Consider the following 25235-nt stretch of genomic DNA (forward strand, 5'->3'; position numbering starts at 1 on the left):
CGGTTTTTGTGTTAGTGCATCGGGGGCGCGGATGCGCCCCCGATGCACTAACACAACTGACACGTAAACACCAGCGGTGCGAAAGAGCAGGCAGGCCGCTGGCGCGGCCGCACCAATATACGATGGGGTAGCGGAGCACCGCCGGTGTTTACGTGTCCATTGTGTGTTGATGCAACAGGGGCGCATCCGCGCCCCTGTTGCATCAACACACAGAAACAGCGCGGCCGCGCGTGCGGGGATTGGGTCGGGGCGCATATTGATCAGTTGGTATAAAAAAAATAACAGCATATTTTATAGGTATAATTAGAAAAGAGAAATTTGTACATCGATGCTCTTCACTTTCAGTAAAAGTTATGGTATACTCTTGCTTAACGTCTACCAAGCAAGAGTTTGATCGCTCTGGATGCGGACGTATGGACGTTAAGAAGCCACATTGACTCCCCTCTGATATGATATCAGTTGCAATGTTGGCACTAAGCAAATGCTTCTCTATGTAATGTGAGGGGTAACAGGAATGGACCTGTTACGGAAGCGAAAAGGAGTAGTCCTTCATGGCACAAGTGCGTTTTAATCACGTTTATAAGACTTTCAACAAAGTGGAAGTCGTGCACGACATTAGCCTCGATGTTCAAGACAAAGAGTTCCTCGTACTGGTTGGTCCTTCTGGTTGTGGAAAAAGTACCTGCCTGCGTATGATCGCTGGCCTGGAAGAGCCGACGGATGGCGAAATTTATATCGGCGATCGCATCGTGAACGGTGTAGACCCTAAAGATCGCGATATCGCTATGGTGTTCCAGAACTACGCGTTGTATCCCCATATGACTGTATTTGATAACATGGCTTTCGGTTTGAAGCTGCGTCACTTCCCCAAAAATGAGATTAAGAAGCGCGTGGAAGATGCGGCCGAGATTCTTGGATTGCAGCAGCTGCTCAAGCGTAAGCCAAAAGAGCTGTCTGGTGGACAGCGTCAACGTGTGGCTCTGGGTCGTGCAATCGTCCGTGAAGCGCAAGTCTTCCTGATGGACGAGCCCCTTTCCAACCTGGATGCTAAACTGCGCGTTGCTACACGTGCTGAGATTATCAAGCTGCACCAGCGTATCCAGACGACAATGATTTATGTGACCCACGACCAGGTCGAAGCCATGACGATGGGTGACCGCATTGCCGTTCTCAATGGTGGCGTGATCCAGCAGTTGGGCTCCCCACAAGAGCTGTATGATCATCCCGCGAACATGTTCGTCGCTGGCTTTATCGGTTCGCCCGCAATGAACTTCATCCCCGAGGCAAAGGTCTCCACAGAAGGTAACGCGACAGTGGTTGTGCTGGAAGGCATTGGCCGTGTTGCTGTTCCTCAGATCTATGCTGAGCGCGCTCGTGCCGCCGCTGGTCGCAACCTCACATTTGGTATTCGCCCGGTTCACCTGGAGGATGCTTCCCTGGTGAGCGAGGGTAACAAAGCGGTACAGTCGTCCCTCGACGCTTCTGTCGATGTGGTTGAGAACCTTGGTAACGAACTGCAGGTGTACCTCACCACCGGTGGTAAAAACATTGTCGCTACCCTTGACCCACGCGCTCGCGTAGCCGCTGGCAACAAAGTGCGTCTGTACGTTGATAGCGATCAGATTCATCTGTTTGACTCCGATACCGGCGAGTCGATTTTCTAAGCCATACCTTACCTCCATGCAGTGTGAGGAGTAACATTGTCATGGGAGGTCAAATGAAAAAGAGGTGGGCTACAATGTGTGCGGTGCACATATTGTAGCCCACCTCTTTTCCTGTTCTGGTTAGTTGCGCAGGGGTTTGCCGGATTGCAGGATGGATTGCATGCGATCCTGGGTCTTTTCCATGCCGCAGAGGCTGAGGAAGGCCTCGCGTTCAAGATCCAGGACGTATTGTTCGGTGACGGGCGTTACCGGCGAACAATCGCCTCCTGTGAGGACCCGGGCGAGGTGATTGCCGATGACGGCATCGTGCTCGCTGATCTTGCCGGTTAGCAGCATGCCTTCGATCTGCTGTTCGAGGACGAGGCGCGCTCCCGCACCGGGTAGCAACAGCATTGGTGGCTGTGGTGTTTGCCAGGCCCCTGCCTCTTTGGCGTCCGCCAGTTTGATGGCATCGGCTTTGGCATCGCGCAGGAGTATGTCGCGATTGACCGTAATGGCATCCGTCTTACGCAGGAAGCGCAGTTCCTGAGCCTCGGCCGCACTGGTTGAGACGGTCGCCACGGCGATGATCTCGAAAGCGCGGCGCGCGGGCGTAAAGGGTCCACTGGATTTGCCGGGTTTCTGGCTCTCAGCGTTGGCGCCGTGGCGCAGCAAGAACTCCTTACAGCCGCCTCCGGCCGGGATGAGCCCCACACCTACCTCGACGAGGCCGATGTATGTTTCGGCCAGGGCGCGTGTATGGTGGGTATGCATGATCATCTCGCAGCCACCGCCCAGTGCGCGTCCTGTTGGAGCGGCTACCACCGGTATCGGGCTGTACTTCAAGAGCTGGTGCGCCTGCTGGAGTCCAGCGATGGCGGTATCCAGCATATCCCAGGCCCCCTGGCGCGCTCCCATCAAGACCAGGAACAGGTTGGCGCCGGCCGAGAAGTCGGGGGCTTCATTGCCGATGACCAAAGCGCGAAACTGCTTTGAACCCTCGCTGACGGCGTAATGAATCATCTCGACGATCCCCTCGTCGATCGAGTTCATCTTGGTATGGAACTCCAGGCAGGCAACGCCATCGCCGAGGTCGATCAGCGAGGCCGAGCCGTTGTCGCGTACCACGGCCGAGCCATTCGTGGCGGACGAACCTGCTTTAAGCGTGCTGAGCGAAATGACGCCCTGAGCGCCTGGGACCGGCTGATAGGTTCCGGTCTGGTAATCGAAGTATTGCTTCTGACCATCTTCTACACGATAGAACGTGCCCTGCCCCTGATTGCGTACCTGCTGCACCAGGGATGGTAGCTCACGCTGCTCAAAGACCTTATCCAGCAGTGCCTGATTGGCGAGCAGTACATCCCAGGTCTCAAAGCTGCCCAGGTCAAAATTAAAGCCCCAGCGCATCGCATTATCGATGTCCACGATGTTCTCCGCGATCTCGTGGGCGCGATTGGCGGCATAGATCAGGGCGTCAGCGGTCGTCTCGCGGGCCAGCTGGCTGGCGCGATCATCGCCATTTAAGACGGTGCTGATCTTCTGCTCGGGAGTCTCCATGTTGCGCGCCCGGCCGATCGAGTCGAAGCGATGTTTGGGTTGTGGCTCATATTCCAGGGTTTTCAGATTCAGCTCCAGAATGGTTGAGGAGCCATCTGGATTTTTGATGCGTTTATAGAATCCCTGGCCGCTCTTCTCACCCAGCCAGCCGCGATTGATGACCTCCTGTACCACCCCTGGGATCTGGAACGTTTCACGCTGCTCATCCTCGGGCGCGTTTTGATACAGGTTATTGGCCACGTGCATCACGGTATCCAGGCCAGACAGATCGGCGGTGCGGAAGACAGCCGACTTCGGGCGTCCCATATTGGTGCCAAGGATGGTATCGACCTCGCTGACCGTATAGCCCTCGGCGATGGCGCGATGAATGGTCGAGAGAAAGCCGTAGATGCCGATACGATTGGCGATGAAGTTAGGAGTGTCTTTACAGATTACAACGCCCTTGCCGAGGATCTCAGTGCCAAACTGACGCATAAACGACAGCAGCTCTGGATCGGTATCCGCAGTGGGTACCAGTTCCAGCAAGCGCATGTAGCGCACCGGATTAAAGAAGTGTGTGATCATGAAGTGGCGGCGGAAATTCTCCGAGCGCCCCTCAACCAGTAAGTGGGCGGGCAGGCCCGACGTGTTCGAGGTAATAATCGTCTCGGGTCGCGCCACCTGCTCAATCTTGCTGTAGAGCGATTGCTTGATATCGGGCCGCTCGATGACGGCCTCGATGATCCAATCGACCTCGGCCAGCTTTGGCAGGTCATCCTCAATATTGCCGATGCTCACCAGGCCGGCACCACGTTTACTATAGAAGGATGCCGGTTTGCTCTTGAGCGTCTTTTCCAGTCCTGTGCGGGCAATAACGTTGCGATCCTTCGCGTCGGCCGGCACGATGTCCAGCAGGAGGCTCGGGATGCCCACGTTGGCCAGATGGGCCGCGATAGCAGCACCCATCACGCCGGCTCCGATCACAGCGGCTTTACGAATAGCATATGGCATGGCTACGATATCCTCTCAATCAATGTGGCCAAGCCCTGGCCCCCACCGACACAGAGCGTGGCGATACCCAGCGTTTTATCCTTTGTCTGCAGATCATTGAGCAGGGTCGCGATCAGGCGGGCGCCGCTACATCCCAGGGGATGGCCCAGGGCGATGGCACCGCCATGCGGATTCAATTTCTCCTCGTCGATACCCAGTGTACGCACCACAGCCAGGCTCTGGGCCGCGAAAGCCTCGTTCAGCTCGATGATGTCGATATCGCTCAGCTGAAGATTGGCGCGTGAGAGCAGCTTACGCACAGCTGGTATGGGGCCAATGCCCATCACGTCTGGTCGCACACCAGCTACAGCCATCGTGCGGATACGAGCCAGGGGCGTAATGCCCAGGTCGCGGGCGCGCTCGGCCGACATCAGCACCACGGCGGCGGCGCCATCATTCAAGGGACTGGAGTTGCCGGCGGTGACGCTACCGCCCTTGATAAAGGCGGGCTCCAGACTGGCCAGTCTCTCCAGCGAGGTATCGCGGCGTGGACCCTCGTCGATCTCAAGCGTCTTGCCATTGGACAGTGGCACCGGCACGATCTCGTTACGGAAGATCCCCTTATCGGTCGCGGCGAGAGCGCGCTGATGGCTACGGAAGGCGAACGCATCCTGATCCTGCCGGCTGATATTGTATTCGCGGGCCACGTTTTCGGCGGTAATACCCATTGGCAGATAGCTGGAATAGCCGTATTCCAGTTCGCAGGGAGGGAAGGCGGACGGTTTCTGCTGATCCTTCTCGTCGCGCGGCTTCACCAGGCGTGGATTGTAGCTGGGATTGAAGCCCCCCATAGGCACGCGCGACATACTTTCGACGCCACCCGCGATCACGACATCACCCAGCCCCAGCATAATATTCTGGGCGGCCATATTCACCGCCTGCAGACTGGAGGCGCAGAAGCGATTCACGGTCACCCCACCGGCGGTCTCGGGCAGTCCAGCCAGCGCGCCCACCAGGCGCGCCAGGTTCATGCCCTGCTCACCTTCTGGAAAGGCGCAGCCCAGGATCACATCCTCGATTAGAGAGCGGTCAAGCTGTGGTACCCGCTCAACGGCCGCCTTGACCGCCAATGCGGCCAGGTCGTCGGCCCGAACCTCTTTAAGGGCACCCTTGTTGGCACGCCCGATTGGTGTGCGCACAGCACTAACAATAACGGCTTCTGCCATGATGTTTTGCTCCTTCGCATAATACACATACAAAAGCTGACGCTTTGTGTATGAAATAAGTTTTTGAATGTAGAACTTCTATTTTCTGCCAGGTTTAATGGAGGCCAACAGATAGGAGTTGGGGTTCGCGGATAAAACCAGCGGTATGGCCCGTTAAAACCACCTTGCCCTGTTGATTGCGGCAAAAGACGGCCGCGCTCATCTTCAGGCGATTTTCGCTCTTTTCAAGCTGTGTGATCGTGACCTCGCAACGCACTGTATCGCCAACAAAGACAGGTCGTACAAACTCAAAAGACATATCGTGCGCGATAAAATTGAGGTCCCCACCGATCTTGGTAGGCAGCGTGGCTGTTAGCAATCCATGGACCATGACGCGGCCCTGCTCGTCCGGCAGGATATGATGGTTACCCATATCGCCGGATATTCTTCCAAAGAGACGTACATCCTCATCGGTGAACGTCCTCTCCCAGTTTTGTGTATCACCAACTTGCATCATCTGTTTCCTCACCAGGGTATGTTTCTCCCCCATATCACCCGCGTAGCGGGTGATATGGGGGAGATGGCGGGGGCACAGCCCCCGCGCCCCCCGTCAAGGGGCTGGCCGCCCCTTGCATCCCCGCTTTTTCATCAATTGAAAGTCGATAGAATAAAATCTTTATGCTACGACGAGGCTTTATGGGTATGAGAGAAGTATCTACAAAGCCTGAAGCGTTGTTTTTTTACGCTGACTGCCTGTTCTAGGGTATCCCTTAAAGCGGGTAGCCCTGTTTCTCAACCACCAGAGCGGCGATCTCACGCTGCACCTGTACCGCGTTGAGCATGTAGTCGCCCACATATGCGCGCACGCGGCTGAGCACCTTGGCGGCCCGCTTCTCATCCACGTACGTCTGGATCAGCTGATCCAGGTTGGCGCGGAGGCGGCTCAACGCCGTCCACGAAGCCAGCTGCGCAAGTTTGATGTGGGTACCGCTATTTTCAGCGCCCTGCTTCGTCACTTTCGCGGCGCGTGCCAGGGCGCTATCGGCGGCATACAGATCGATCATCAGATTGGCCAGGTATTCAATAAACTCCTGCTCCTCGGCCAGAGCCTGGGGATTCTGCATATACTTGAGTGCGATTTGCATAGTGGCGTAGATCGTGGCATCTTTGGCGCGCTCAAGCGCGTCGGCCGCCTCGCGCAGATCCACCGGCATCTCTTCACCAGCGCCAGCCGGAATCTGGTCGCTCTTCATGCGCGCCTCGATCTCGGCATATTTAGTCATCAGATCGATCTTGCCAGCCAGGGCGCGACGGAACAGAGTCGTCACGGCCACCATGCGGTTGATCTCATTGGTGCCCTCGAAGATGCGCTGGATGCGAGCATCGCGATAGGCCTTCTCAATAGGATACTCATGCATAAAGCCATAGCCACCGAAGATCTGCACGCCCTCATCAACTACCATCGCCAGCACCTCGCTGCCATGGACCTTAGCGATCGAAGCCTCAATGGCGTATTCCTCGATGGATTTAAAGACCGTCTCGGTATCCGCGCCCGCGCTCTTCTGCGCCTGGGCGATATTGCTGGCTGTGCGGAAGACCTCGCTCTCCGCCGCATACGTCTCGGCTGCCATGCGCGCCAGCTTCTTCTTGATCATGCCAAATTCATGCAGGAACTTACCAAAGGCTTTGCGCTCGGTGGTATAGGTCGCGGCCAGATTCAAGGCGGAGCGTGACCCACCAACGCTACCGGCTCCCAACTTCAAACGGCCGATATTGAGGATATTGAATGCAATTTTATAGCCTTTGTGAATTTCACCCAGCAGATTCTCCACCGGCACCTTTACATCTTCCAGGATCACCTGGCGTGTGGAGGAGCCCTTGATGCCCATCTTATTCTCTTCGGGTCCGGTGGAGATGCCCGGCCAATCAGCCTCCACGATAAAGGCCGAAGGACGCTCATTGCCGATGCGCGCGAAGACCACAAATAGATTGGCGAATCCGGCATTGGAGATCCACTGCTTGGTGCCATTGAGGATATAATATTTCCCGTCCTCTGATAGGGCCGCCCGCGTGCTCAGCCCCATGGCATCCGATCCCACACCAGGCTCGGTCAGGGCATAGGCGGAGATCCACTCACCGGAGGCCAGTTTGGGAAGATATTTTTCTTTTTGCGCCTCGGTGCCGTAGTACACAATCGGCAGCGTACCGATGGTGGTATGGGCGCCAAAGGCCACGCTGAACGAAGCCTCGCGCAACTGTGACGCGACCAGGGCGCTGGTCAGCAGACCCAGTTCGGCGCCGCCGTACTGCTCCGGCACATCGATCATCAAGAGCCCCTGTTCTCCGGCCTGTTTCACCAGGCCTGCCATCACACCAGGCTCCTGCTTATCGATTGCCTCCACCTTTGGCAGCACCTCGCGGCTCACAAAGGTTTCCGCGGACTCCTCGATCCAGCGCTGCTCATCATCGCGCTCTTCCAGTGTAAATATTTTCGCAGCACTCTCATTGACGGATGTCGTAAGAAATGCTGTACCCGGTTCGGTCGGTTTCATGGTCGTCGACATGATAGAAATCTCCTTCGAGTTTGTTGGCCATTACGAAGTGGCACGTACAGGCAGGCGTACAGCGCCAACGAATTTGCCGGCGTATCTACTACACAGAAGCAAACCAGCGAACGCGTGTACGCCAATGAAGTCAAAGGCGCTACAATAACTTGCGCAGTTCCCTGCGTAACACTTTGCCCACCAATGATTTCGGCAAATTATCACGGAACTCTATACGTTTGGGTACTTTATAGGCGGTCAATTTTTGTTTGCAGAAGGCAACGATATCCTGTTCCAGTTCGGCTGACGGCTTAAATTCCGGCTTGAGCACGATAAATGCCGCCACCGTCTCGCCGCGATACGAATCTGGAATGCCGGCCACGGCCACCTCCGCGATGGCTGGATGGTGGTAGAGTACCTCTTCAACCTCGCGTGGATAGACATTAAAGCCGCTGGCGATGATCATATCTTTGGCGCGCTCAACAACATAAAAATAGCCATCTTCATCCATCTTGCCGATGTCGCCAGTGCGCATCCAGCCATTGACAAAAATGGCTTTGGTATCCTCATCGCGCTGCCAGTAGCCCTGCATAATGTTGGGTCCCTTGACCACGATCTCACCGATCTCACCCACAGGTAGAGGTTCACCGGTTGTGCGATCAAGGATCACCGCCTCGACCCCCGGCAGTGGCAGGCCGATACTACCGTTGCGTGACTTATCGGAGAGCGGATTGCAGTGGGTAACGGGAGCAGCCTCGCTCAGGCCATAGCCCTCGACCAGCTTACCACCGGTGATCGCCTCAAAGTCCGACTGAATCTTGGCCGGCAAGGCGGACGCCCCACTGATACAGTACTTGATCGATTGCAGATATTCTGGATGTTTGCCCGCCTCTTTCATAATGGCGACATACATGGTGGGGATACCGGGAAACATCGTAGGGTGATATTGGTGGATGGCATCAAGGACATCTTTGGCTTTAAATTGTGGCAGCAAAACCATCGTAGCGGCGGCCAGAATAGATAGGTTCATGCCCACGCTCAGTCCATACGCATGGAAGAACGGCGCGACACAGAGCGAGGTCTCCTTCGCATCCTGTGCCTTTGGCACCCAATAGCGAGTTTGCATCGCATTGGCGAGCAGATTACGATGGGTCAGCATAGCGCCCTTAGAAAGTCCGGTGGTACCACCGGTATACTGCAATACTGCCAGATCATCGGGTTGCACATGGATTGGCAGATTGAACAGTTCGATCCCCCCTTTGGCATGAGATTGCAGCATTGGCTGCATTCTATGTAGAGTGGGATCGCTCTCCAATTCTTTTTTTGTCAGAGGGGGTTGTGGCAATTTTGCATTTCTCTGACTCAGTGGATACAGCTTTTGTAGCAGCGGTGGCAGGAAATCGGCCGGGCTCGTCACAATCACATGTTCTAGTGCCGTCTGGTTGCGGACATTACGTATAATAGGATAATACATATCCAGCACGACCAGAACCTTCGCACCCGAGTCCGCGAGTTGATGCTGCATCTCGCGTTCAGTGTACAGAGGATTGGTAGGAACGGCCACGGCCCCGGCGCGCAGGGCGCCGTAGAAAGCAATGGAAAACTGAGGAATATTAGGGAGCGCAATGGCAACGCGATCCCCTTTTTGCACTCCTAAGCGCTGCAGCTCAATCGCGAAACGATTGGCCTGATTGGAGAACTGGGCGTAGGTAATCCTGTTTCCATAATAAATGAAAGCGGCCTGATTGGGATAGCGTTTGGCCGCATTATCCAACAACGAAGTGAGAGGTCGCTGAGGTATATCCAGATGCGTGGGGACACCATGGTCATAATGGTGGAACCAGGGATAAGAAGGTGTATCCTGCGCTCGTTCAGCGGAGTGCTGTCCTGCTTGTGTGTTGTGTATTAACGACGGATCAGACATACGGTAATAGCTCCTCTCCATAGGGGCATCCGGTATGGGATACCTGGGCGACAACTCTGTCGCTACCTACAAGCAACAACCCACTGATCCAATTATATGGTACCCGGATAAAGTTGACCATGTTGCCAGCTAACAATTTTTACGTCATAATGTGCAGATAGCTAACGAAATGTAACTGTTGAGGACATAGGGATGCTTGAAAACTCACGAGAACTTTCAACGTTTGCTCAGTTGGTAACGCAATATCGCTTGCGGCGTGGCATTTCGCAGGGACAGCTTGCCCAGGCCACGCGATTATCCCGAACGTATGTGTATCACCTGGAAACAGGGCAGCGCGCGAATCCTTCTCCTCAGGTAGTACAAAATATCGCTCGCGTACTGGAGTTATCGACCGAGGACAGATTACATTTTTTTGAGGCCTATCGGCAGCAAACGGGCCAGTTTGTGGATGTCGATCAGCTAGAGAGCACGCTACTGGATCTAGGGGACCTGGCGCATCTGCTGGTGCACAACACATCGTATCCGGCGCACTCGCTAGATCACCTGTGGTTTCTTCATTCCTGGAACAAGGCGGCCATCTATTTATTTGAGACGCAGGAGATGCTGGAGACCCATGAGCATATTCATCTGCTAGGGCTCGTATTTGATCCTGAGATGCGCAAGCGCTTTCACGGCTGGGAGAATCTGGCCCGGCGTCTGGTAGGTGACTTCCTCTACAATACGCGTACGCTAACGCACCTGGCCGAGTACAAAACCCTGATCAAAACTCTGCGCGAATATCCAGAATACCGGCGCATCGCCTCCTCCGTTTATGCGCGCAGCAAGCCCGCGCCATCGTTTGTATTTCAGATCCAGCACAGCGAACTGGGACGGCTCACGCTGCGTACCGCCACCACGGTCTTTACCAATCTTTCTACCTATTCTATGGTCAGTTATGTACCGGGTGATCAGCAGACGCTGGACATCTATCGCAATCATGGCTGGCAACCTGGATAGTGCGCGATGGTATTATCCGGACCGTTTGAAAGGATCTAAGAGGAAGGGGCGTTGAGACGCTGCTCCAGCCGTGCGATGGCATTTTCAGTCACTTCTAAGCCAGCTTTGAGGACCGCCTCTTTATACTCGCGTACCAGCAGTTGATATTCAAGCAGGTGTGGGCGGCGAACGGGGCGTGAACCATACTCGCGACGCGCCCAATCCATATGTGCCAGCTGCTTGAGCAGGCTTTCGCGATGGCTGCGTAGATGGACCAGGGCCACCTCATCGCTGGTTTCGCCGCAAAAGAAGAGTTTAGCCAGGAATTCATCCTTGGTGAAGCGCTCGGGCACATCTTCCTGCAGCCAGCGTGACAATTCCTCCTCACCGGCTCGTGTCAGACGATAAACTTTACGGTTAGGTCGACTGGTCTGAACGATGATCTCGGCGTCGATCAGGCCGGCTTTGTGCAGATTTTTCAGCGTCGTGTAGATCTGGCTATTGCCTGCATTCCAATAGCTGGCGATGGCACGCTCAAATGTTTGCTTGATGTCGTAGCCGCTCATGGGACGCGCCCATAACAGACCCAGCATGATGTAGCGCAATGTGTTGCGCCCAGACCCCTCGCTTGTCTCATTTCCCTCGGTAAGTGTTTCTAGTTGTTCACGCATGGAATATTTCTCTCATAAGATAAGCTCAAATATATTGCTGTGCATTATAGCACCTTCTCATCACATAGTCATGCTGAAGAGTGGGGGTGGTTGATATGCGCGGTGCGCCGCGCGTATCAACCACCTTGACTGGTGGGGTTTTTGGGGCAGGTGCGCGCCCCCGCACGGGCGGTCGCTGCGCGGCCGCACTGATTTTTTTATGGTGGCGATGATGCAAAACATGGCGCTCAACGCGCCATGTTTTGCATCATCGCCACCATAAAATTGAGGGGGTAGAGCTTGTGATTGAGGGGGCGTGGTATTGTAAGTGGATAGGGGGATGAGTCCTAAGTAGAGGTAAAGCTGTTGTATATATAGAGGGTTGGCTGACAGAGTGTCAGGCTTGTAGAGAGGTATTCTTTCCGTATGCGTTCTCAGAGTTGGGCAATTCATACAGGCTTCCATTTGTTGGTGCATCAGGGGCACATCGCGCCCCCCGATGCACCAATACAAACCAGCGCGGCCGCGCAGAGGTAGGCCTGAGCTTGCGCATCTCTGGCGCTTACGAGTCCATTGTGTATTGGTGCACCGGGGCCGCGTCTGCGCCCTCAATGCACCAACAAAAAACCAGCGTGGCCGCGCAGAGGTAGGCCTGATCTTGCGCACTTATGACGATTACGAGTTCATTGTGTATTGGTGCAACAGGGGCGCGGCGCGCCCTCAATGCACCAATACAAAAAACCAGCGCGGCCGCGCAGCGGACGCGCGTGTGGGAGTTATCGCGTCTCCCTACGATGACGGAAGTCAGACACCTCTGAGAGGGCCTTCGAGAGAATATAAAGGGGAATGTAGTCACTATGGCTGAAGCAGAACAGACTGTTGTCGTTGGAGTTTTCGAGGATCGGAAAGCTGTTATTCAGGCGATGGATGCTTTGATTAAGGCTGGTTTTAAAGAGGACCAGCTGGGTTTTGTGGCGCGTACATCCGAGGAGCATGTAGACCAGGCAAAACACCATGTTCAGCATGGACATGGTCCGAAGGCCATCGCACGTGGCATTATTGGTGGTATTCTTGGGGCCGCCGATATCTTGCTGGTCCCATTTATTGGTCCAGCGGATGCTACCAATGTGTTAGCGACGGCGCTACCTGTCACGGAAGAGGCCATTGATAAACTGCCCTATCCGGGTTCAAAGAATGATAAGGTAGCTGTAGAGCGGCCCGATGATGTCTTCCGTACTGATACGCCTGTTAGTGAGTCCCAGAGCGACGTTGTAGCGCCTGCGCAGCAGGAAGCTACGGTGGAGGAACAGGAGAGGGAACAAGAACATGAGCAGGCCGAACAGCGTAAGAGCATTGTGGCCGGTGGCGTGGTAGGAGGAGCCCTGGGAGCGGCGGCGGCAGCTCTGTTTTTGCCGGGTATCGGTCCGATCGTGGCTGGAGGTATCGTGGCGGCCGCACTGGGCGGTGGCGCCATTGGTAGCGTCGCTGGTAGCTTTCTGGGTACCCTGACGGACATGGGGATTCCACAGGAGCACGCCAGGCAGTACGCTCAGGATGTCAAAGAGGGGCGTACCATTTTGACGATGAAAGATGGAGCACGGGCCGGTGAGGCCAGCGAGATCCTACGCCAGCAGGGTGCGCAGAACATTCAGATTCACTAGTAGTTAAAGTCTGATGTTTATACACCTGGCTCAAAAATGATATGCACCCAATGCCAGCAAGCGCCTGTGCAGGCACTTGCTGGCATTGGGTGCATATAAAATTAAAATTCAAGTTGATTAGGGAAGGTTATATGGCTGTCCCTGGCGAATACGGGGTTGGCGGCGCATAAAGAAGTAGATGATGGCGCCTACCAGATGTGTAAAGAGGATAACCAGCACCCAGATGATCTTGTCGTTGCTGTCAGGTCGCTCATATTTTATGCAGTCAATAATCATCCAGATCCAGAAAACGGAGCCTAGCAGGACTACTATGCCGATCGAGCAATAGATGGCCAGGATAATGAACATTGCAATCGAACCCATAAAACTTCAAATCCTTTTGTAATTCATATGTGCGTGCTTGCTTGTGGATCAAACCCTTGTGCTTATAAAGACGCCTTACAGGAGAAAATATCCAATACAATCTCCCCCCACAAGTCCCATTGATTTGCCCGTCCTGATACAAAATGATATCATTGTCACGAAAGTAACCTCCAATTAGCGCGGGGAGGAATGAACGACGAACGCATTAACTTTTTCGCCTTTATTTAACGTGATAAGCTATGGCGGCCTGTTGTGTTGTGTGCTGGCTATTATGTTCAGTGCAGGCTATAGATTTATGTGCCATCGAGGTACCAATTATCAGTTCACCATCGCCGTTGCCGCGTGTTTGTGTTCCGCCTCATTATTGCTGCCTGTTTTTATCTGGTATCATTTCCGTTTTAATGGCTCTCATATCCATTTAAATGTAGTGGAGAGCTGGGGAATTATCGTCTATGCATCGATTTGTGGCTGGATCAATCCCATTGTCGCGGCTGTGCTGCACTGGTTCTTTTCACGTGCACTGCGGTCAGATGCAATCGCTTCAGGTTCCGTGGTTCAGTCAGGGTCGGTGAGGGCCGTAACCAGCGTACCGGCGGGGTTACCCCGTTACCAGAAAGGGGTAGAGTCGCCCTTTGTCTTTCGTCAAGATGTCGCGTGGGGCTGGCTTGAATATAGAAACGGCAACTTCCAGGGGCAGAGGCTGGCCTTGAAGCGTATGGTCGCCTCTCTGGGACGTGAAGATGACTGTGACATCTGGCTCGACGACGAGATGGCTTCACGCCACCATGCCGAGCTGGCCTGGCATGATGGTCAGGCCTATTTAACCGATTGTGGTAGCCTGAATGGCATTTTGCTCAATGGTCAGCGTGTTCAAGGCAGTGTCCCCCTTTCCTCACAGGACCAGATAGAGATTGGTCATCAGCAATTTAATTTCATCGTCGCCGAACAGAAAGAGTTACAGGCCGACCAGTATGATCCTCTAGTAAATCATACCTGGCGTTCCACTTTTGATTTGCAGGCCGATGGAGATACCAGCAGCCCGCTCCCGGCTGCCGTCGTCGCCAGCCAGAAGGCTATCCTTCAGGATGGGACTGATACCTTTTCCTCGCCCCATCTCGTTGCTGATGGTGGCTACTTGCTGATCAAAGATGGTGAACGCATGGGACAACGCCTCTCGCTAGATGGGAAAGAGATAACCATCGGGCGCGGCCTGGAATGTATGATCATGTTGAACGATGTATCGGTAGCGCAGGTACACGCACAGATCTACGAACAGGCGGGGGAGTTCTACCTGCGCGACAGTGCCGGACGCAACGACACCTTTGTCAATGAAGAGGTTATCAGCGAGGCCCGTAAGCTTAATGTGGGAGACACCATCAAGGTTGGCACGATCAGCATGGAATTTGGGAGGGCGGCACGCCTGCGCAACACAACCATGCCGCCGATTCCAGTGGCCAGGTCAACCAACGGGGGATTCGCGCCTTTGCGCCTGCCCAGCCGTACGAAACATCAATAGAGATTGTAGATGCTACCATTCCACATCTATATTTGTCAGCGGATGCAGAGCCAGAATTGGCCGACCATGACCGGGATAGAGATAGTGCACCTGTAAGCTGCGCAGGACGCGCAGCGTCTCATGCAGTTGACGACGATTGGCGCTACCACGCAATAACGGGGCTCCTCCTTGAATAGTAATCACCGTATCTCCACACAGGAGTTCCTGGCTAAAAGGATTATACAGGCAAAGGCTATCAGGAGTATGGCCCGGGCTAGAAATAACGCGCCACTCAGGATGTCCGGGGAGCCCCTCCACATCTTCCAACCAGATATCCACCAGCTTATATTGCCGTTCATACACAGGGGGGAAAAGATCTACATGTTGTAGAGGCCCGGTTAAAATGTGTTCAGCCAGGTGAGCAATCGACGAGCTATGCAACTCACCACGCTGCTGCATTATCAGATTACGTGCCACTGCCGAAGCCGCAACGGGCGCGTCACAGATGCTACGCAGCATCTCCACCCCCGACGTATGATCTGGATGAAGATGGGTCAGTACAATGAGATCGATCTGCTGGAGCGGGCGATGCAAAAAATGCTGCAGGTAGGACTGCAACTGCCGCACGTTAAGCTCAGTACCGGGATCCACCACCACCATCCGTTCTTCATTGATCAGGTAGGTATTGGCCATCGAAAAACGATCAGTAATAGTATGGACTCGGCGTGCGTGCAGCATACGTTCTCTGTCTGATGAATAGTCAGTGTAGTCAGAGTTCAAGGTATTCCTCCGGCACCCACAATTAGAAATATAATTATATCCTAGCATTGCGGTCAAGGATATACTGCATTTTTTTACTGAAATATGTTACAATGAAAAAAGTGGTTAGGGAAAAATCCCGTTTGGTCTGTAAATCCGGCCCCCGGCTCCCGTTCCGTCTTCCGGTCGCATAGGAATCACAACCTGACAACCACCAGGAGAGATGTATGTTGTATTTCTATGTATGGAAGAAAACACACACTCCTGTAATATATACCGCTGCGCTATAGTATACGTTGTATAAGATGGAACGTGTGTAATCAAGAAGGGGATGTACTACCCATGATGTTTAACGAGGGCTATCGGGATCGTGTACTTGTTTGCCGTGATTGTGGGAATGAATTTACGTTTACTGCCGGTGAACAAGAATTTTATGCTAGCAAAGGTTTGGTCAATTCTCCATCCCGTTGCCCATCTTGCCGCGCAGCACGCCGAGGTGGTCAGCAATCCAGTGCTCCACGCGCCCCACGTGAGCAGCACGAAGCCGTATGTGCCGCCTGTGGGCGCACCACGACCGTACCCTTTATTCCGCGCGAAGATCGACCAGTATATTGTAGTGATTGTTTCCAGTCTCAGCGCGCCTCCCAGCCCCGCCGAGATAACTACCGCAGCTATAGCAGCAGCAGCTACAGCGGTGACCGCGACCGCCGTGACCGTCGTGATCGCTGGTAATTGAATATCTCCCCACTTACTATATTTGTAATCGAAACCGGGTTCCGACTGGTACCCGGTTTCCTTGTGTAGAAGCCGAGGCGCGCCCAGCACCTATGAGAGGGAGATGGAAGCCGAGGCGAGCTCGGCACCTATGGGGGAGGATGTGGGGGACGGCTTACTTTTGGGCGTGGTTTTGTTTTCATTTACGCACGATATGGTATACTAAGTGGGAATTTACCGGCTCATATCATCCTCACTACTGGAGGTTCTATATTTGATGACACGCACCGATGCTGGCCAGTGGCCACATTACTCATTTGTCATACCGCATATTTTTACGCAAGCTAAAGTGCGACTGGTGGGTCTCGGTACTTATGTCCCCAAAGGCGTGATTACCAATGACTTTTTTGCCTATATTTCAACACGCCTTGGAAGTCCCCGCCGGGCGGAAGACCTGGAGCGCGTGACGGGCCTGGAGACCCGGCATGTACGTGCCAGCACACTGGCATTGTGCCGTGAAATGGCTGGCGCGGACGCACCTGGTTTGATTGAGGACGAAACCGCCCCACAGGAAGAGTCGATGGTGGACATGGCGGTAAAGGCGGCCGAACGGGCGCTGGCCAGCGCTGGTCTCAAGGCCAGTGATATTGACACGGTTGTTGGTATCTCATCCTCTGACAACGATGCTTTTCCGACTATCGCGGGCATGGTCACCCACCGCCTGGGTCTGGGTCCTTTACGCTCAACCATGCTCAAAGGTGCCTGCGCCTGTCAGACAGAAGGCTTTCAGGTCGTGTCTGAAATCCTGGCCGCCAGCACAGCTAAACGCGTCCTGATGGTAGCGTCCGAGGCTCTTTTACCCAACATCATGCATATATTAGACTGGAAAACCAGTTCTCTCTTTGGTGAAGGGGCGGCCGCCTTTATTATCGAGCGCAGCGACGAAGATACCTATGTCATTAATGGCTCCGATGCCCGGCAAGGACCGGCTCTGCTCTACCAGACACCGCTGCGTAAGGATGCCGTCGCGATGGCCGAGGTGGATATGAAGATTCGCCAGCTCTACAACGAGGGCCGGGGTGATGAGCTCAACCAGATCCTCGCGCAGTACATGGTCGGCTATACCAAGATGAACGGCAAAGAGGTATATCGCGAGGCGCCCCGAGCCATGGCCGAATGTGTCGATGCCCTATGCCGTCACGCCAATCTTAAGCCGGAAGATCTGGCGTATATCATCCCGCACCAGGCGAACTCGCGCATCACAAACCGCATGGGTGAACTGCTCATTCGTGAGTTTGGATGGCCCGAGGTGACGATGGGCAAGCTGGTCGACAACTTCCGCTATTACGGCAACCTCTCAAACGCCAGTATCGCCCTGGCCATGGTCGAACTGCTACGACAGGGAAAACTGAGCGACGGTCAATGGTTGGCCTTACCTGCGGTTGGTGGTGGACTGAACTACGGGTGCTGGCTGCTGCGTTTCCATGGCCTGAAAAATCCCCAGGCAACGCTCGAATAGCATACATTTGCTGCAGAAAAGGGTTCGGGATTGGCGTCGTGCTGTATCCCGGACCCTTTTTATGTACTGTCTATACCAGGCTACGTTCATAGGTATAGAATATAGCGTGTTCGGCCTCATACTCGACACCATCGAAGGCATCATGGATTAGCAGGGTTTCGGGTGCATATACGCGCACCTGTTCTAGCTGTAGTTCCGAGAGGCGGCGGCGCAGATCATAGGCGATAAAGCTGATGGCCTCAATAGTTGTGCCGTCCAGATAACCCACCGAGAGGCGTTGCTGCTGATATTCTTGCCGGGGCTCCGCGATCGCCAGCCCGTCCAGGCGCTCCCAGCGCTGCAGAAGATAGATCTGCTGCTTATCGATCTTCTCATCAAGGAGCTCGGCCGTAATTGGAAGCGCCTGAAACTTTACATAATAAAGGCCACCCACCAGGGGAAAGATGTTAGAAGCATTCAAATAATCAATGATCATATCCAGATCTTCTGGCGTAGCCAGCCGGATTGGCTGTTGAGGGGCGCGAGGGAGCGTGGTAAAGGGATGGGCTGTATAGAGAGAAAAATCGCCCACCCGGCGCATGTGCATGCTTTCCGACAGCTCAATTGAGGCTATGTTACGCGAATCGGTCGCCAGGCGGATGGTCGTGGCGTTCCGGCGCATCGCCTCAACCATCGCGGCCTCGTTCAAAGCTCGTGCCAGGCCCTGGCGGCGATAATCCGGATGAACTCGTAAGCCCTCTAACCACGATTCTGTCTCGGTAAGCATCTGTATATGCACCGCCCCGACTGGCTGTCCATCCACCGTCGCCACCAGTAGTTGTCCTGATGGATTATCCATCCATTCATCCCAGATCTGCTCGATGTAATCTCCCCAATCCCATGTATTGGCACAAAATGCCAGCACAGGTTCGCGATCACCAGCCTGCGCCGGTCGAATTTCTATCTGTGACATTAAAGCTCCCCAATGATTTATCGATGTCGTGCGACACATCGTTATAATATTTTATATACCCTTTGTATGATAGCACTCCTGACGGTGAGTTTTGAAGATAGCGATGGATGATAAATTGCCTGTCGATTCAGAAACCATTCGGTTGAGTCTTGCGTAATCAAAGTATCCAGAATGATTATATTCCTTAAGGAATAGATACGCATGTATTATATAAATGGCGAGGTGGAAGACATGAAGCAGGAGAAGCCCGTTAACGAGCAGTTGCAAGAGAATATGCAAGAGACGGTGGAAAAGGTTCAGCAAGAAGTGACCGAGAGCCGTTCGCCGTGGTACATGGTGTCGCGGCGGGCTCAATTTCTGATCGTAGCCTATCTGATTATTTTTGCCGCTTTTTCATTACTGGCCTGGTTTGTGCATGTTCATCCTATTCTGTCTGTAGACGTGACGATTACAAAGGAGTTTCAGGAAAACAAAAATCCTATTCTGAATGGATTGATGATCGCGGTAAGTTTTCTGGGCAACCAGCCGATACTTTTCTTTGCCCTCATTATATTGACCGCGCTGGCTTTCTGGGTAGTGCGCTTACGTCTGGAAGCCCTCTTTGTGGTTGGTCTCTCGATAGTTTCTACAGTTCTGAATCTGCTGCTCAAATATATTGTCAGTCGGCCGCGTCCAACCGCTAACCTGGTAGATGTTTTCCAACGGGCGACCGGGCAGAGCTTTCCCAGCGGTCACGTCATGTCATATGTAGCCTTTTGGGGATTAATCTTCTCGCTGGGGTTAATTTTGTTTAGAAGGGATCGCTGGTGGAACTATGTTCTGCTAATTGTGCCCGCCTTCTTTGTCGTTATGGTTGGTCCCTCACGCATCTACCTGGGAGACCACTGGGCCAGTGATGTACTGGGTGGCTACATGTTTGGTGGACTGTTGCTAGGATTGGCGCTCTGGCTTTACATGTTTTTGAAGAGCCGTGGCATACTAACTCCACTGCTGAACAATCCAAAGGAGCATCTGTTCGGGTCCCGTTCCTCCTCTCACAACGCTCATCGCTCCGCGAGTTCATAAGCGTAAATAGCATACAAGCCTTGTCAAAGATGAAATAAAGCCGCGACCCCGTCAATTTTAAGACGGGGTCGCGGCTTTATCTGACATATAGTGTGGCAATTAAAGATTGGTAGCGGGCGTATCTTCAGATTTATCCTGCGCCTGCTCCTCATCTTTCTCGCCTGCCTGCTGGTTATCTGATGTATGGATGTTGTGCGCGGTTGGATGGCGGGGAGAGGTATCAGCGTGATCGTCGGAATCCTCCTGATTGGGCTCTTCCAGCGATGGCTGGGTATGCTTTTCCACTACCGTAGGCTTATTTTTGGCCTCTTCCTCGATTGCTTGCGCTACCTCCTCGCGTATCAGAGGAGGTGGCCAGGAATGCTCATCTTTTGTCTCGACGGGCATGCTCCCCTCACCGGATTGAATGGTAACATCTTCAGCTGATGGGTTGGTGGTAGACTCGGTTGTGTCGGAAAGCTCATTTCCTCCTTCAACCGGTTCCAGGGAAGAGAGATGAAACGCCTCAACATCTGTATCGTTATGATATGAGTCGCCGGAATCGATCGCCTGGATGTTATCTGCAGATGGAGCAAACTGCTCTACATTCCCGGCCTCAGCGCCCTTAGATAGCTTGTTTGCTTTGTTCTTGTTATTAGTCTTATTATTTTTGTCGGCCTTATCGTTTTTGCCTGCTTTATCAGGTGTGGAGGGCATCGACATCTGGAGGTGAGATAACTTACCCTCAAGGTCATGGAGACGCTCGTTGCGCGTTTTTAAATCATCCTGGGACTTATGAATTTTCTTCTCAACTTTTCGCACATCTTTTTTCGCCTGCTCCACTTTGAGCATCAATTTTGCCTCTTTTTTAGCTAGCTTCTTGCGTTGCTTCAGGGTATCATTCTGTGAGGTTGCTGGTGCATCGGGAATTTGTGTCTTTGCCATGGTCTTATCCTTCTCTAGCTACAATGCCTGAACTGCAATAGAAGATATGCTCTATGCGTTGTATTGGGCACGAACACAAGCTCGTTCTCGCTTCACTCTTATCCTTAAGCGTAGGACTTTTGATACGTTTATGGGTAGGAGCTTGAGAGACCCTGGATTTATCGGTTCATGAGGTGAAATTATATTTTATAAGTATACAACATTGCCTGCTAAAAATGAGGTATGCTTTTGTGATAGACTCAGAAAAGCTTTAGAAGGAGGAACGCAAGTTTCAGATATGGATGTTAATGATACGACGGATTATCAACGTTGTTTTGCCTGTGGACAGAATAATCCTTCCGGTCTGCATATGACATTTCACATTGAGAACGATACTGTGGTCTCTGATTTCCGACCTCGTGAGGAGCACCAGGGTTTTCCGGGTGTGATCCATGGTGGGATTATCGCCACCGTTCTGGACGAGGCATTAAATCGCGCTTCTGTGCTGGCTGAAAAGCCAACCTGGACTATGACGGGACGCTTAGATGTGCGCTACCGGCGCTACGTCCCTTACGGTCCCTTACTGCGTGTGAGAGCTTCTTTAAGCTCGCAGCGCGGCCGCATGGTGCAGGCCAATGGAAAGCTTACCCTGGCGGACAATGAGAGCATGGTGCTGGCGGAAGCGCAGGGGACATTCATGGCCCTGACGCCAGAGATGCTGGATACCGTCATGCAGGACTATCCAGGCATGCGTGCTTTTTTTGAGGGTGGGCAAGGGTAAGTCGCGGAACACCGCATAGGTTCGCACAAGAAACGAGAGCCCCCGTCCTGCTAGAACAGGGGCTCTCGTTTCTCAATGAAACTATTTACTGGATCTCTGGTGGAACCACCGGTTCGCTGGGAGGAAGTGGGGGAGCAAGGGCCGTTACAGCCTGCTGTCCTACCTGGTATTGAGACTGCGCAATCGGGGCGCCTGTCTCTTCCATAATAGCGTGCAGTTGTTTCACATCGATGGTCTCATAGCGGCGTAGATCCTGAGCGATACGATCCAGGGTCGCACGATACGTTGTCAGCAGATTGACCGCCTCCTCGTAGGAGGTGCGTACGATGCGATCTACTTCCTCATCGATGACCTGTGCTGTCTCTTCGCTATAATCGGTTGGCGCGCCGGTATCGCCGCCGCCCGAGAACGGATTTTCACGTTCGCTAAATGAGACCGTGCCCAGGCGTTCGCTCATGCCCCAGCGTGTCACCATCTGACGCGCGATCTGCGTCACCCGCTGCAGGTCATTCTCCGCGCCGGTAGTGACCCGATTAAAGATCACCTTCTCGGCGGCGCGGCCACCCAGGGCGGTCACGATGCGCGCCAGCAGATACTCCTTCGAGTAGTTGTAGCGATCGTCCAGAGGCGTATACATGGTCACACCCAGAGCCTGTCCACGCGGCACAATTGTCACCTTGGTCACGGGATCGGTCCCCTCAAGCAGGAGGCCGGTCAGGGCATGTCCACCTTCGTGATAGGCGGTGACATTTAGATCCTCATCACTGAGCACCAGAGGACGCTCGGCTCCCAACAGGATCTTATCCAAAGCCTCATCGAAGCAGCGCTGATCCACGTTGTCGCGGTTGCGGCGAGCAGCCAGCAGGGCCGCCTCATTCACGAGGTTGGCCAGGTCGGCACCAACCATACCGGTGGTAGAGCGAGCCACCGTGACCAGATTGACATCGCTGGCCAGAGGAACTTTGCGGCTATGGATTTTCAAGATCGCCAGGCGACCATTCCAGTCAGGGCGATCGACGGTCACGCGGCGATCGAAACGACCGGGACGCAGCAGCGCCTGGTCCAGACCATCCGGCCGGTTTGTGGCGGCGATGACTACCACAGCCTGACGGGCATCGAAGCCATCCATCTCCACCAGCAGCTGGTTCAGGGTCTGCTCACGTTCATCATTGGTATTGATGCTGGAGCCACGCTGACGACCGACGGCATCGATCTCATCAATAAAGATGATGCTGGGGGAAGCCTTCTTGGCCTGCTCGAACAGGTCACGCACGCGACTGGCGCCAACACCGACCAGCACCTCGACGAACTCGGAGCCTGACATCGAGAAGAACGGCACACCGGCCTCACCGGCCACGGCACGCGCCAGCAGGGTTTTACCGGTTCCGGGAGGGCCCACCAGCAGCACGCCTCGCGGGATCTTACCACCCAGGCGCTGGAACTTCTGGGGCGTCTTCAGGAACTCAACCACTTCCTGCAATTCATATTTAGACTCATCGACACCGGCGACATCCGCGAAGGTCGTACTCGGGCGATCTTCCAGAATCACTTTCGCGCGGCTCTTACCGAAGCTAAAGATGCCTTGCTGGCCCTGCGACGATCGGCGCGTAAAGAAGAAGAAAAGCGCGATCAAGCCGACCCACGGCAAGATATTGATCGCCAGACTGAGCCAGATCGAATTATCCTGTGGAGGCTGATACTTAAAAGTCACATTATGGTTATAGAGCAACTGCGACAACTGCGGATCGCCGTTGGGCAGCTGGTAGGTATGAAACTGCTTATTATCCTTTACCGGCTGCTGAAACGTACCAACGATATCGGACGACCCAATAATAGTCACATCCTTGACATTGTTGGCTTGAATTTGATTAATGAAATCGGTGTACGACAACTCTTGGCGTTGTGTGTTGCCACCGGTTCCAAAGTTATTGCTGAAGATACTATATATGTACAAGGCAAGCATAATACCAACAAGGGCGAGCAGCCACTTATTGAGATTATTCGATGGTCGTTGCTGAGGCGTTTGCCCGTTCGGTCGACCTGTAGGGCCAGGACGCGTTTGCTGTTGCCTATCGTTGCCGTTTTGTAGCCAGTACACATTCTCCGGCGGTTTTTCCATTGCAAATTACCTGCTTTCTTGGCCCTTGACATGCAATACCACTGTAGTTTGTATGCATAAGGAGAATACTATAGGCCTTTTTTGGTAACACCCCATATTATATCTCACTGCTAGCAGAAATGCATCACTTAGCATTGTTTTGCATTCAGCCGCCGCCATGGACGACGGTGGATGAATGAGAGAGGGTGGCGCAGGCAGATGATTTTCCCGCATCTTCGACACACACCCCGGCAGGGGGACTTATGTCCCTTTCAAGTATAGGGTTTTCCAGGGCCTTGCCCCTTGAACCCTCTTGTGCCGCCTGACGGCGGCGCAAGGAGAGGGAAAATCAAGGGGCACCCCTGAAACCCCGCCATGGGCTGCCGCCTCTGGACCCCGCTCCAAAAAAACTATACCAGTAAGGACTTATATCCCCCTGTCTGCTATAAGGTTCGGGCTATAAGTGATGGTTTTGTGTATAAGACGCACCAGGGTCGTATTTCCGATACATATTCACTGGTGATTATGATTACTCGACTGTAATACGCTGGATATGGCGATGTGTTGCAGGTAAGCCGGGGCAAGCCTGGCACCTATGGAGGAACATGGGCGCCCAGGAGAGGAAAAGCCGGAGTGAGCCCGGCACTTACGTGAGGGGATTTTTAAATCTGGTTGGTCGGGTGATAATATTGGGTAATGGTTTATATGTTGCGATAGCTTATTAAAGCAATGGGTTGAAAGGATAGGAATAAGGTTCATGCAGGGAATTTCGGATGTGGCATTAATCGATGCATTGACTGAACGTTTACGGGCCAGTTGCCGTGGATATACAAAGCTGTGGCTTGAGTTATTGCGTTTGTTGGGCCAGGGGAGCGCGGTTGAGCCGGGTAGGCTGGCTGAGGTAATGGGTATGACTGAGGAAGCGTTGCTTGAGCAGCTTAAGGAGTTGCCGAAAATTGAGTACAATGCTAGTGGCCAGGTGGTGGCGGCAGGAATATCCTTGTTGCCAACCAAACATCATTTTCTGGTACAGGGACACGAGCTCTTTACCTGGTGCGCCTTTGATAGCCTGGCCTACCCGGTTATTTTGCAGCAGCCAGTACAGGTTGCTTCGAGCTGTCCTATCACCAACGAGATAATCAGGTTGCGCGTGACGCCCGATGGCCTGAAAGATGTTGAGCCCGAGGGCGCCTATATCGCGATCGCATTGCCTTCGGCCAATGAGATGTGCAGTGATATTCGGACCAGTTTTTGTAATCAGACGCACTTCTTCACGTCCGAGCAGGCGGCGCGGCAGTGGGTTCAGACGCATACCAACGCGGTGCCGTTGCCAGTGGGAGAAGCCTATCAGATCGTGCGCCAGGTGGCCTGGCAGGTCTATTTTGCTCAGGCCATCTAGCGGGCAAGCCCGGCATCTATGGGAACGTGGGCAACCAGGAGCAGGCGATCTGGTGCGAGC

General features: G+C 53.7%; 19 protein-coding genes and 1 pseudogene. 9 read left to right on the forward strand and 11 right to left on the reverse strand.

Annotation, left to right across the window (positions count from 1 at the left end; translation table 11 throughout):
* Positions 1 to 551: 551 nt before the first annotated feature.
* The gene (locus tag KTT_RS12865) at positions 552 to 1664 is read left to right on the forward strand and encodes an ABC transporter ATP-binding protein (protein WP_126596355.1); all 1113 of its coding nucleotides are present in this window, start codon (positions 552 to 554) and stop codon (positions 1662 to 1664) included.
* A gap of 120 nt (positions 1665 to 1784) precedes the next feature.
* Here KTT_RS12865 and KTT_RS12870 read toward each other — a convergent pair whose 3' ends face one another.
* From KTT_RS12870 to KTT_RS12890, 5 genes are all read right to left on the reverse strand, one after another.
* Positions 1785 to 4190: a 3-hydroxyacyl-CoA dehydrogenase/enoyl-CoA hydratase family protein gene (locus tag KTT_RS12870; RefSeq protein ID WP_126596356.1), complete on the reverse strand. Its 2406-nt coding sequence runs from the start codon at positions 4188 to 4190 to the stop codon at positions 1785 to 1787.
* Between the two features lie 2 nt (positions 4191 to 4192).
* Positions 4193 to 5395, reverse strand: a complete 1203-nt coding sequence (locus tag KTT_RS12875; protein WP_126596357.1) for a thiolase family protein — start codon at positions 5393 to 5395, stop codon at positions 4193 to 4195.
* A 94-nt stretch (positions 5396 to 5489) separates the two neighbouring features.
* On the reverse strand, positions 5490 to 5888 hold the full coding sequence (locus tag KTT_RS12880) for a MaoC family dehydratase (RefSeq protein WP_126599584.1): 399 nt from the start codon (positions 5886 to 5888) through the stop codon (positions 5490 to 5492).
* Positions 5889 to 6144: 256 nt separating this feature from the next.
* Entirely contained in the window at positions 6145 to 7938 is a 1794-nt protein-coding gene (locus KTT_RS12885; protein ID WP_218030883.1) for an acyl-CoA dehydrogenase FadE, read from the reverse strand.
* Between the two features lie 139 nt (positions 7939 to 8077).
* Positions 8078 to 9841, reverse strand: coding sequence for a long-chain-fatty-acid--CoA ligase (locus KTT_RS12890; RefSeq protein ID WP_126596358.1), 1764 nt, complete (start codon positions 9839 to 9841; stop codon positions 8078 to 8080).
* Between the two features lie 192 nt (positions 9842 to 10033).
* On the opposite strand from KTT_RS12890, the gene KTT_RS12895 reads away from it, so the two are divergent.
* Positions 10034 to 10837: an MmyB family transcriptional regulator gene (locus KTT_RS12895; protein WP_126596359.1), complete on the forward strand. Its 804-nt coding sequence runs from the start codon at positions 10034 to 10036 to the stop codon at positions 10835 to 10837.
* Between the two features lie 35 nt (positions 10838 to 10872).
* Here KTT_RS12895 and KTT_RS12900 read toward each other — a convergent pair whose 3' ends face one another.
* On the reverse strand, positions 10873 to 11487 hold the full coding sequence (locus KTT_RS12900; RefSeq protein ID WP_126596360.1) for a PadR family transcriptional regulator: 615 nt from the start codon (positions 11485 to 11487) through the stop codon (positions 10873 to 10875).
* A gap of 836 nt (positions 11488 to 12323) precedes the next feature.
* On the opposite strand from KTT_RS12900, the gene KTT_RS12905 reads away from it, so the two are divergent.
* Positions 12324 to 13127, forward strand: coding sequence for a hypothetical protein (locus KTT_RS12905; protein WP_126596361.1), 804 nt, complete (start codon positions 12324 to 12326; stop codon positions 13125 to 13127).
* Between the two features lie 117 nt (positions 13128 to 13244).
* Here the strand turns inward: KTT_RS12905 and KTT_RS12910 are convergent, their stop codons facing one another.
* Positions 13245 to 13490 (reverse strand): PLD nuclease N-terminal domain-containing protein, encoded by a 246-nt coding sequence (locus KTT_RS12910; protein WP_218030884.1) that lies wholly within the window; start codon positions 13488 to 13490, stop codon positions 13245 to 13247.
* A gap of 295 nt (positions 13491 to 13785) precedes the next feature.
* Here KTT_RS12910 and KTT_RS12915 point away from each other — a divergent pair, with 295 nt between their 5' ends.
* The gene (locus KTT_RS12915; protein ID WP_160145835.1) at positions 13786 to 15006 is read left to right on the forward strand and encodes an FHA domain-containing protein; all 1221 of its coding nucleotides are present in this window, start codon (positions 13786 to 13788) and stop codon (positions 15004 to 15006) included.
* 12 nt (positions 15007 to 15018) lie between these two features.
* On the opposite strand, the gene KTT_RS12920 is transcribed toward KTT_RS12915, so the two are convergent.
* Positions 15019 to 15723 carry an MBL fold metallo-hydrolase gene (locus tag KTT_RS12920; RefSeq protein ID WP_160145836.1) on the reverse strand — a complete coding sequence of 235 codons (705 nt, stop codon included), beginning with the start codon at positions 15721 to 15723 and terminating at the stop codon, positions 15019 to 15021.
* Positions 15724 to 16089: 366 nt separating this feature from the next.
* Between KTT_RS12920 and KTT_RS12925 the strand changes: the two are divergent.
* Positions 16090 to 16383 (forward strand): annotated as a pseudogene (locus KTT_RS12925) (zinc-ribbon domain containing protein); the annotation flags it as partial.
* Positions 16384 to 16735: 352 nt separating this feature from the next.
* The gene (locus KTT_RS12930; protein WP_126596364.1) at positions 16736 to 17977 is read left to right on the forward strand and encodes a 3-oxoacyl-ACP synthase III family protein; all 1242 of its coding nucleotides are present in this window, start codon (positions 16736 to 16738) and stop codon (positions 17975 to 17977) included.
* Positions 17978 to 18047: 70 nt separating this feature from the next.
* Here KTT_RS12930 and KTT_RS12935 read toward each other — a convergent pair whose 3' ends face one another.
* On the reverse strand, positions 18048 to 18929 hold the full coding sequence (locus tag KTT_RS12935; protein ID WP_160145837.1) for a GNAT family N-acetyltransferase: 882 nt from the start codon (positions 18927 to 18929) through the stop codon (positions 18048 to 18050).
* A 201-nt stretch (positions 18930 to 19130) separates the two neighbouring features.
* Here KTT_RS12935 and KTT_RS12940 point away from each other — a divergent pair, with 201 nt between their 5' ends.
* Positions 19131 to 19994 carry a phosphatase PAP2 family protein gene (locus KTT_RS12940; protein ID WP_126596366.1) on the forward strand — a complete coding sequence of 288 codons (864 nt, stop codon included), beginning with the start codon at positions 19131 to 19133 and terminating at the stop codon, positions 19992 to 19994.
* A gap of 99 nt (positions 19995 to 20093) precedes the next feature.
* On the opposite strand, the gene KTT_RS12945 is transcribed toward KTT_RS12940, so the two are convergent.
* Complete coding sequence (locus tag KTT_RS12945; protein ID WP_126596367.1) at positions 20094 to 20918, reverse strand: hypothetical protein; 825 nt, start codon at positions 20916 to 20918, stop codon at positions 20094 to 20096.
* 277 nt (positions 20919 to 21195) lie between these two features.
* On the opposite strand from KTT_RS12945, the gene KTT_RS12950 reads away from it, so the two are divergent.
* Positions 21196 to 21678 (forward strand): PaaI family thioesterase, encoded by a 483-nt coding sequence (locus tag KTT_RS12950; protein ID WP_126596368.1) that lies wholly within the window; start codon positions 21196 to 21198, stop codon positions 21676 to 21678.
* Between the two features lie 85 nt (positions 21679 to 21763).
* On the opposite strand, the gene ftsH is transcribed toward KTT_RS12950, so the two are convergent.
* Positions 21764 to 23797: an ATP-dependent zinc metalloprotease FtsH gene (gene ftsH / locus KTT_RS12955; RefSeq protein WP_126596369.1), complete on the reverse strand. Its 2034-nt coding sequence runs from the start codon at positions 23795 to 23797 to the stop codon at positions 21764 to 21766.
* Between the two features lie 736 nt (positions 23798 to 24533).
* Here ftsH and merB point away from each other — a divergent pair.
* Positions 24534 to 25175 (forward strand): alkylmercury lyase MerB, encoded by a 642-nt coding sequence (gene merB, locus KTT_RS12960; RefSeq protein ID WP_126596370.1) that lies wholly within the window; start codon positions 24534 to 24536, stop codon positions 25173 to 25175.
* The last annotated feature ends 60 nt before the right edge of the window (positions 25176 to 25235 follow it).

Source organism: Dictyobacter aurantiacus (assembly GCF_003967515.1).
Classification (GTDB): Bacteria; Chloroflexota; Ktedonobacteria; order Ktedonobacterales; family Ktedonobacteraceae; genus Dictyobacter; species Dictyobacter aurantiacus.

Excerpts from the sequence above, each read along its gene's own strand:
- KTT_RS12905 (WP_126596361.1), top strand. The coding sequence starts at position 12,324 with ATGGCTGAAGCAGAACAGACTGTTGTCGTTGGAGTTTTCGAGGATCGG.
- KTT_RS12915 (WP_160145835.1), top strand. The coding sequence starts at position 13,786 with ATGTGCCATCGAGGTACCAATTATCAGTTCACCATCGCCGTTGCCGCG.
- ftsH (WP_126596369.1), bottom strand. The coding sequence starts at position 23,797 with ATGGAAAAACCGCCGGAGAATGTGTACTGGCTACAAAACGGCAACGAT.
- KTT_RS12870 (WP_126596356.1), bottom strand. The coding sequence starts at position 4,190 with ATGCCATATGCTATTCGTAAAGCCGCTGTGATCGGAGCCGGCGTGATG.
- KTT_RS12890 (WP_126596358.1), bottom strand. The coding sequence starts at position 9,841 with ATGTCTGATCCGTCGTTAATACACAACACACAAGCAGGACAGCACTCC.
- KTT_RS12945 (WP_126596367.1), bottom strand. The coding sequence starts at position 20,918 with ATGGCAAAGACACAAATTCCCGATGCACCAGCAACCTCACAGAATGAT.
- KTT_RS12875 (WP_126596357.1), bottom strand. The coding sequence starts at position 5,395 with ATGGCAGAAGCCGTTATTGTTAGTGCTGTGCGCACACCAATCGGGCGT.
- KTT_RS12895 (WP_126596359.1), top strand. The coding sequence starts at position 10,034 with ATGCTTGAAAACTCACGAGAACTTTCAACGTTTGCTCAGTTGGTAACG.
- KTT_RS12935 (WP_160145837.1), bottom strand. The coding sequence starts at position 18,929 with ATGTCACAGATAGAAATTCGACCGGCGCAGGCTGGTGATCGCGAACCT.
- KTT_RS12940 (WP_126596366.1), top strand. The coding sequence starts at position 19,131 with ATGTATTATATAAATGGCGAGGTGGAAGACATGAAGCAGGAGAAGCCC.
- KTT_RS12900 (WP_126596360.1), bottom strand. The coding sequence starts at position 11,487 with ATGCGTGAACAACTAGAAACACTTACCGAGGGAAATGAGACAAGCGAG.
- merB (WP_126596370.1), top strand. The coding sequence starts at position 24,534 with ATGCAGGGAATTTCGGATGTGGCATTAATCGATGCATTGACTGAACGT.
- KTT_RS12865 (WP_126596355.1), top strand. The coding sequence starts at position 552 with ATGGCACAAGTGCGTTTTAATCACGTTTATAAGACTTTCAACAAAGTG.
- KTT_RS12930 (WP_126596364.1), top strand. The coding sequence starts at position 16,736 with ATGACACGCACCGATGCTGGCCAGTGGCCACATTACTCATTTGTCATA.
- KTT_RS12920 (WP_160145836.1), bottom strand. The coding sequence starts at position 15,723 with ATGCTGCACGCACGCCGAGTCCATACTATTACTGATCGTTTTTCGATG.
- KTT_RS12910 (WP_218030884.1), bottom strand. The coding sequence starts at position 13,490 with ATGGGTTCGATTGCAATGTTCATTATCCTGGCCATCTATTGCTCGATC.
- KTT_RS12880 (WP_126599584.1), bottom strand. The coding sequence starts at position 5,888 with ATGCAAGTTGGTGATACACAAAACTGGGAGAGGACGTTCACCGATGAG.
- KTT_RS12950 (WP_126596368.1), top strand. The coding sequence starts at position 21,196 with ATGGATGTTAATGATACGACGGATTATCAACGTTGTTTTGCCTGTGGA.
- KTT_RS12885 (WP_218030883.1), bottom strand. The coding sequence starts at position 7,938 with ATGTCGACGACCATGAAACCGACCGAACCGGGTACAGCATTTCTTACG.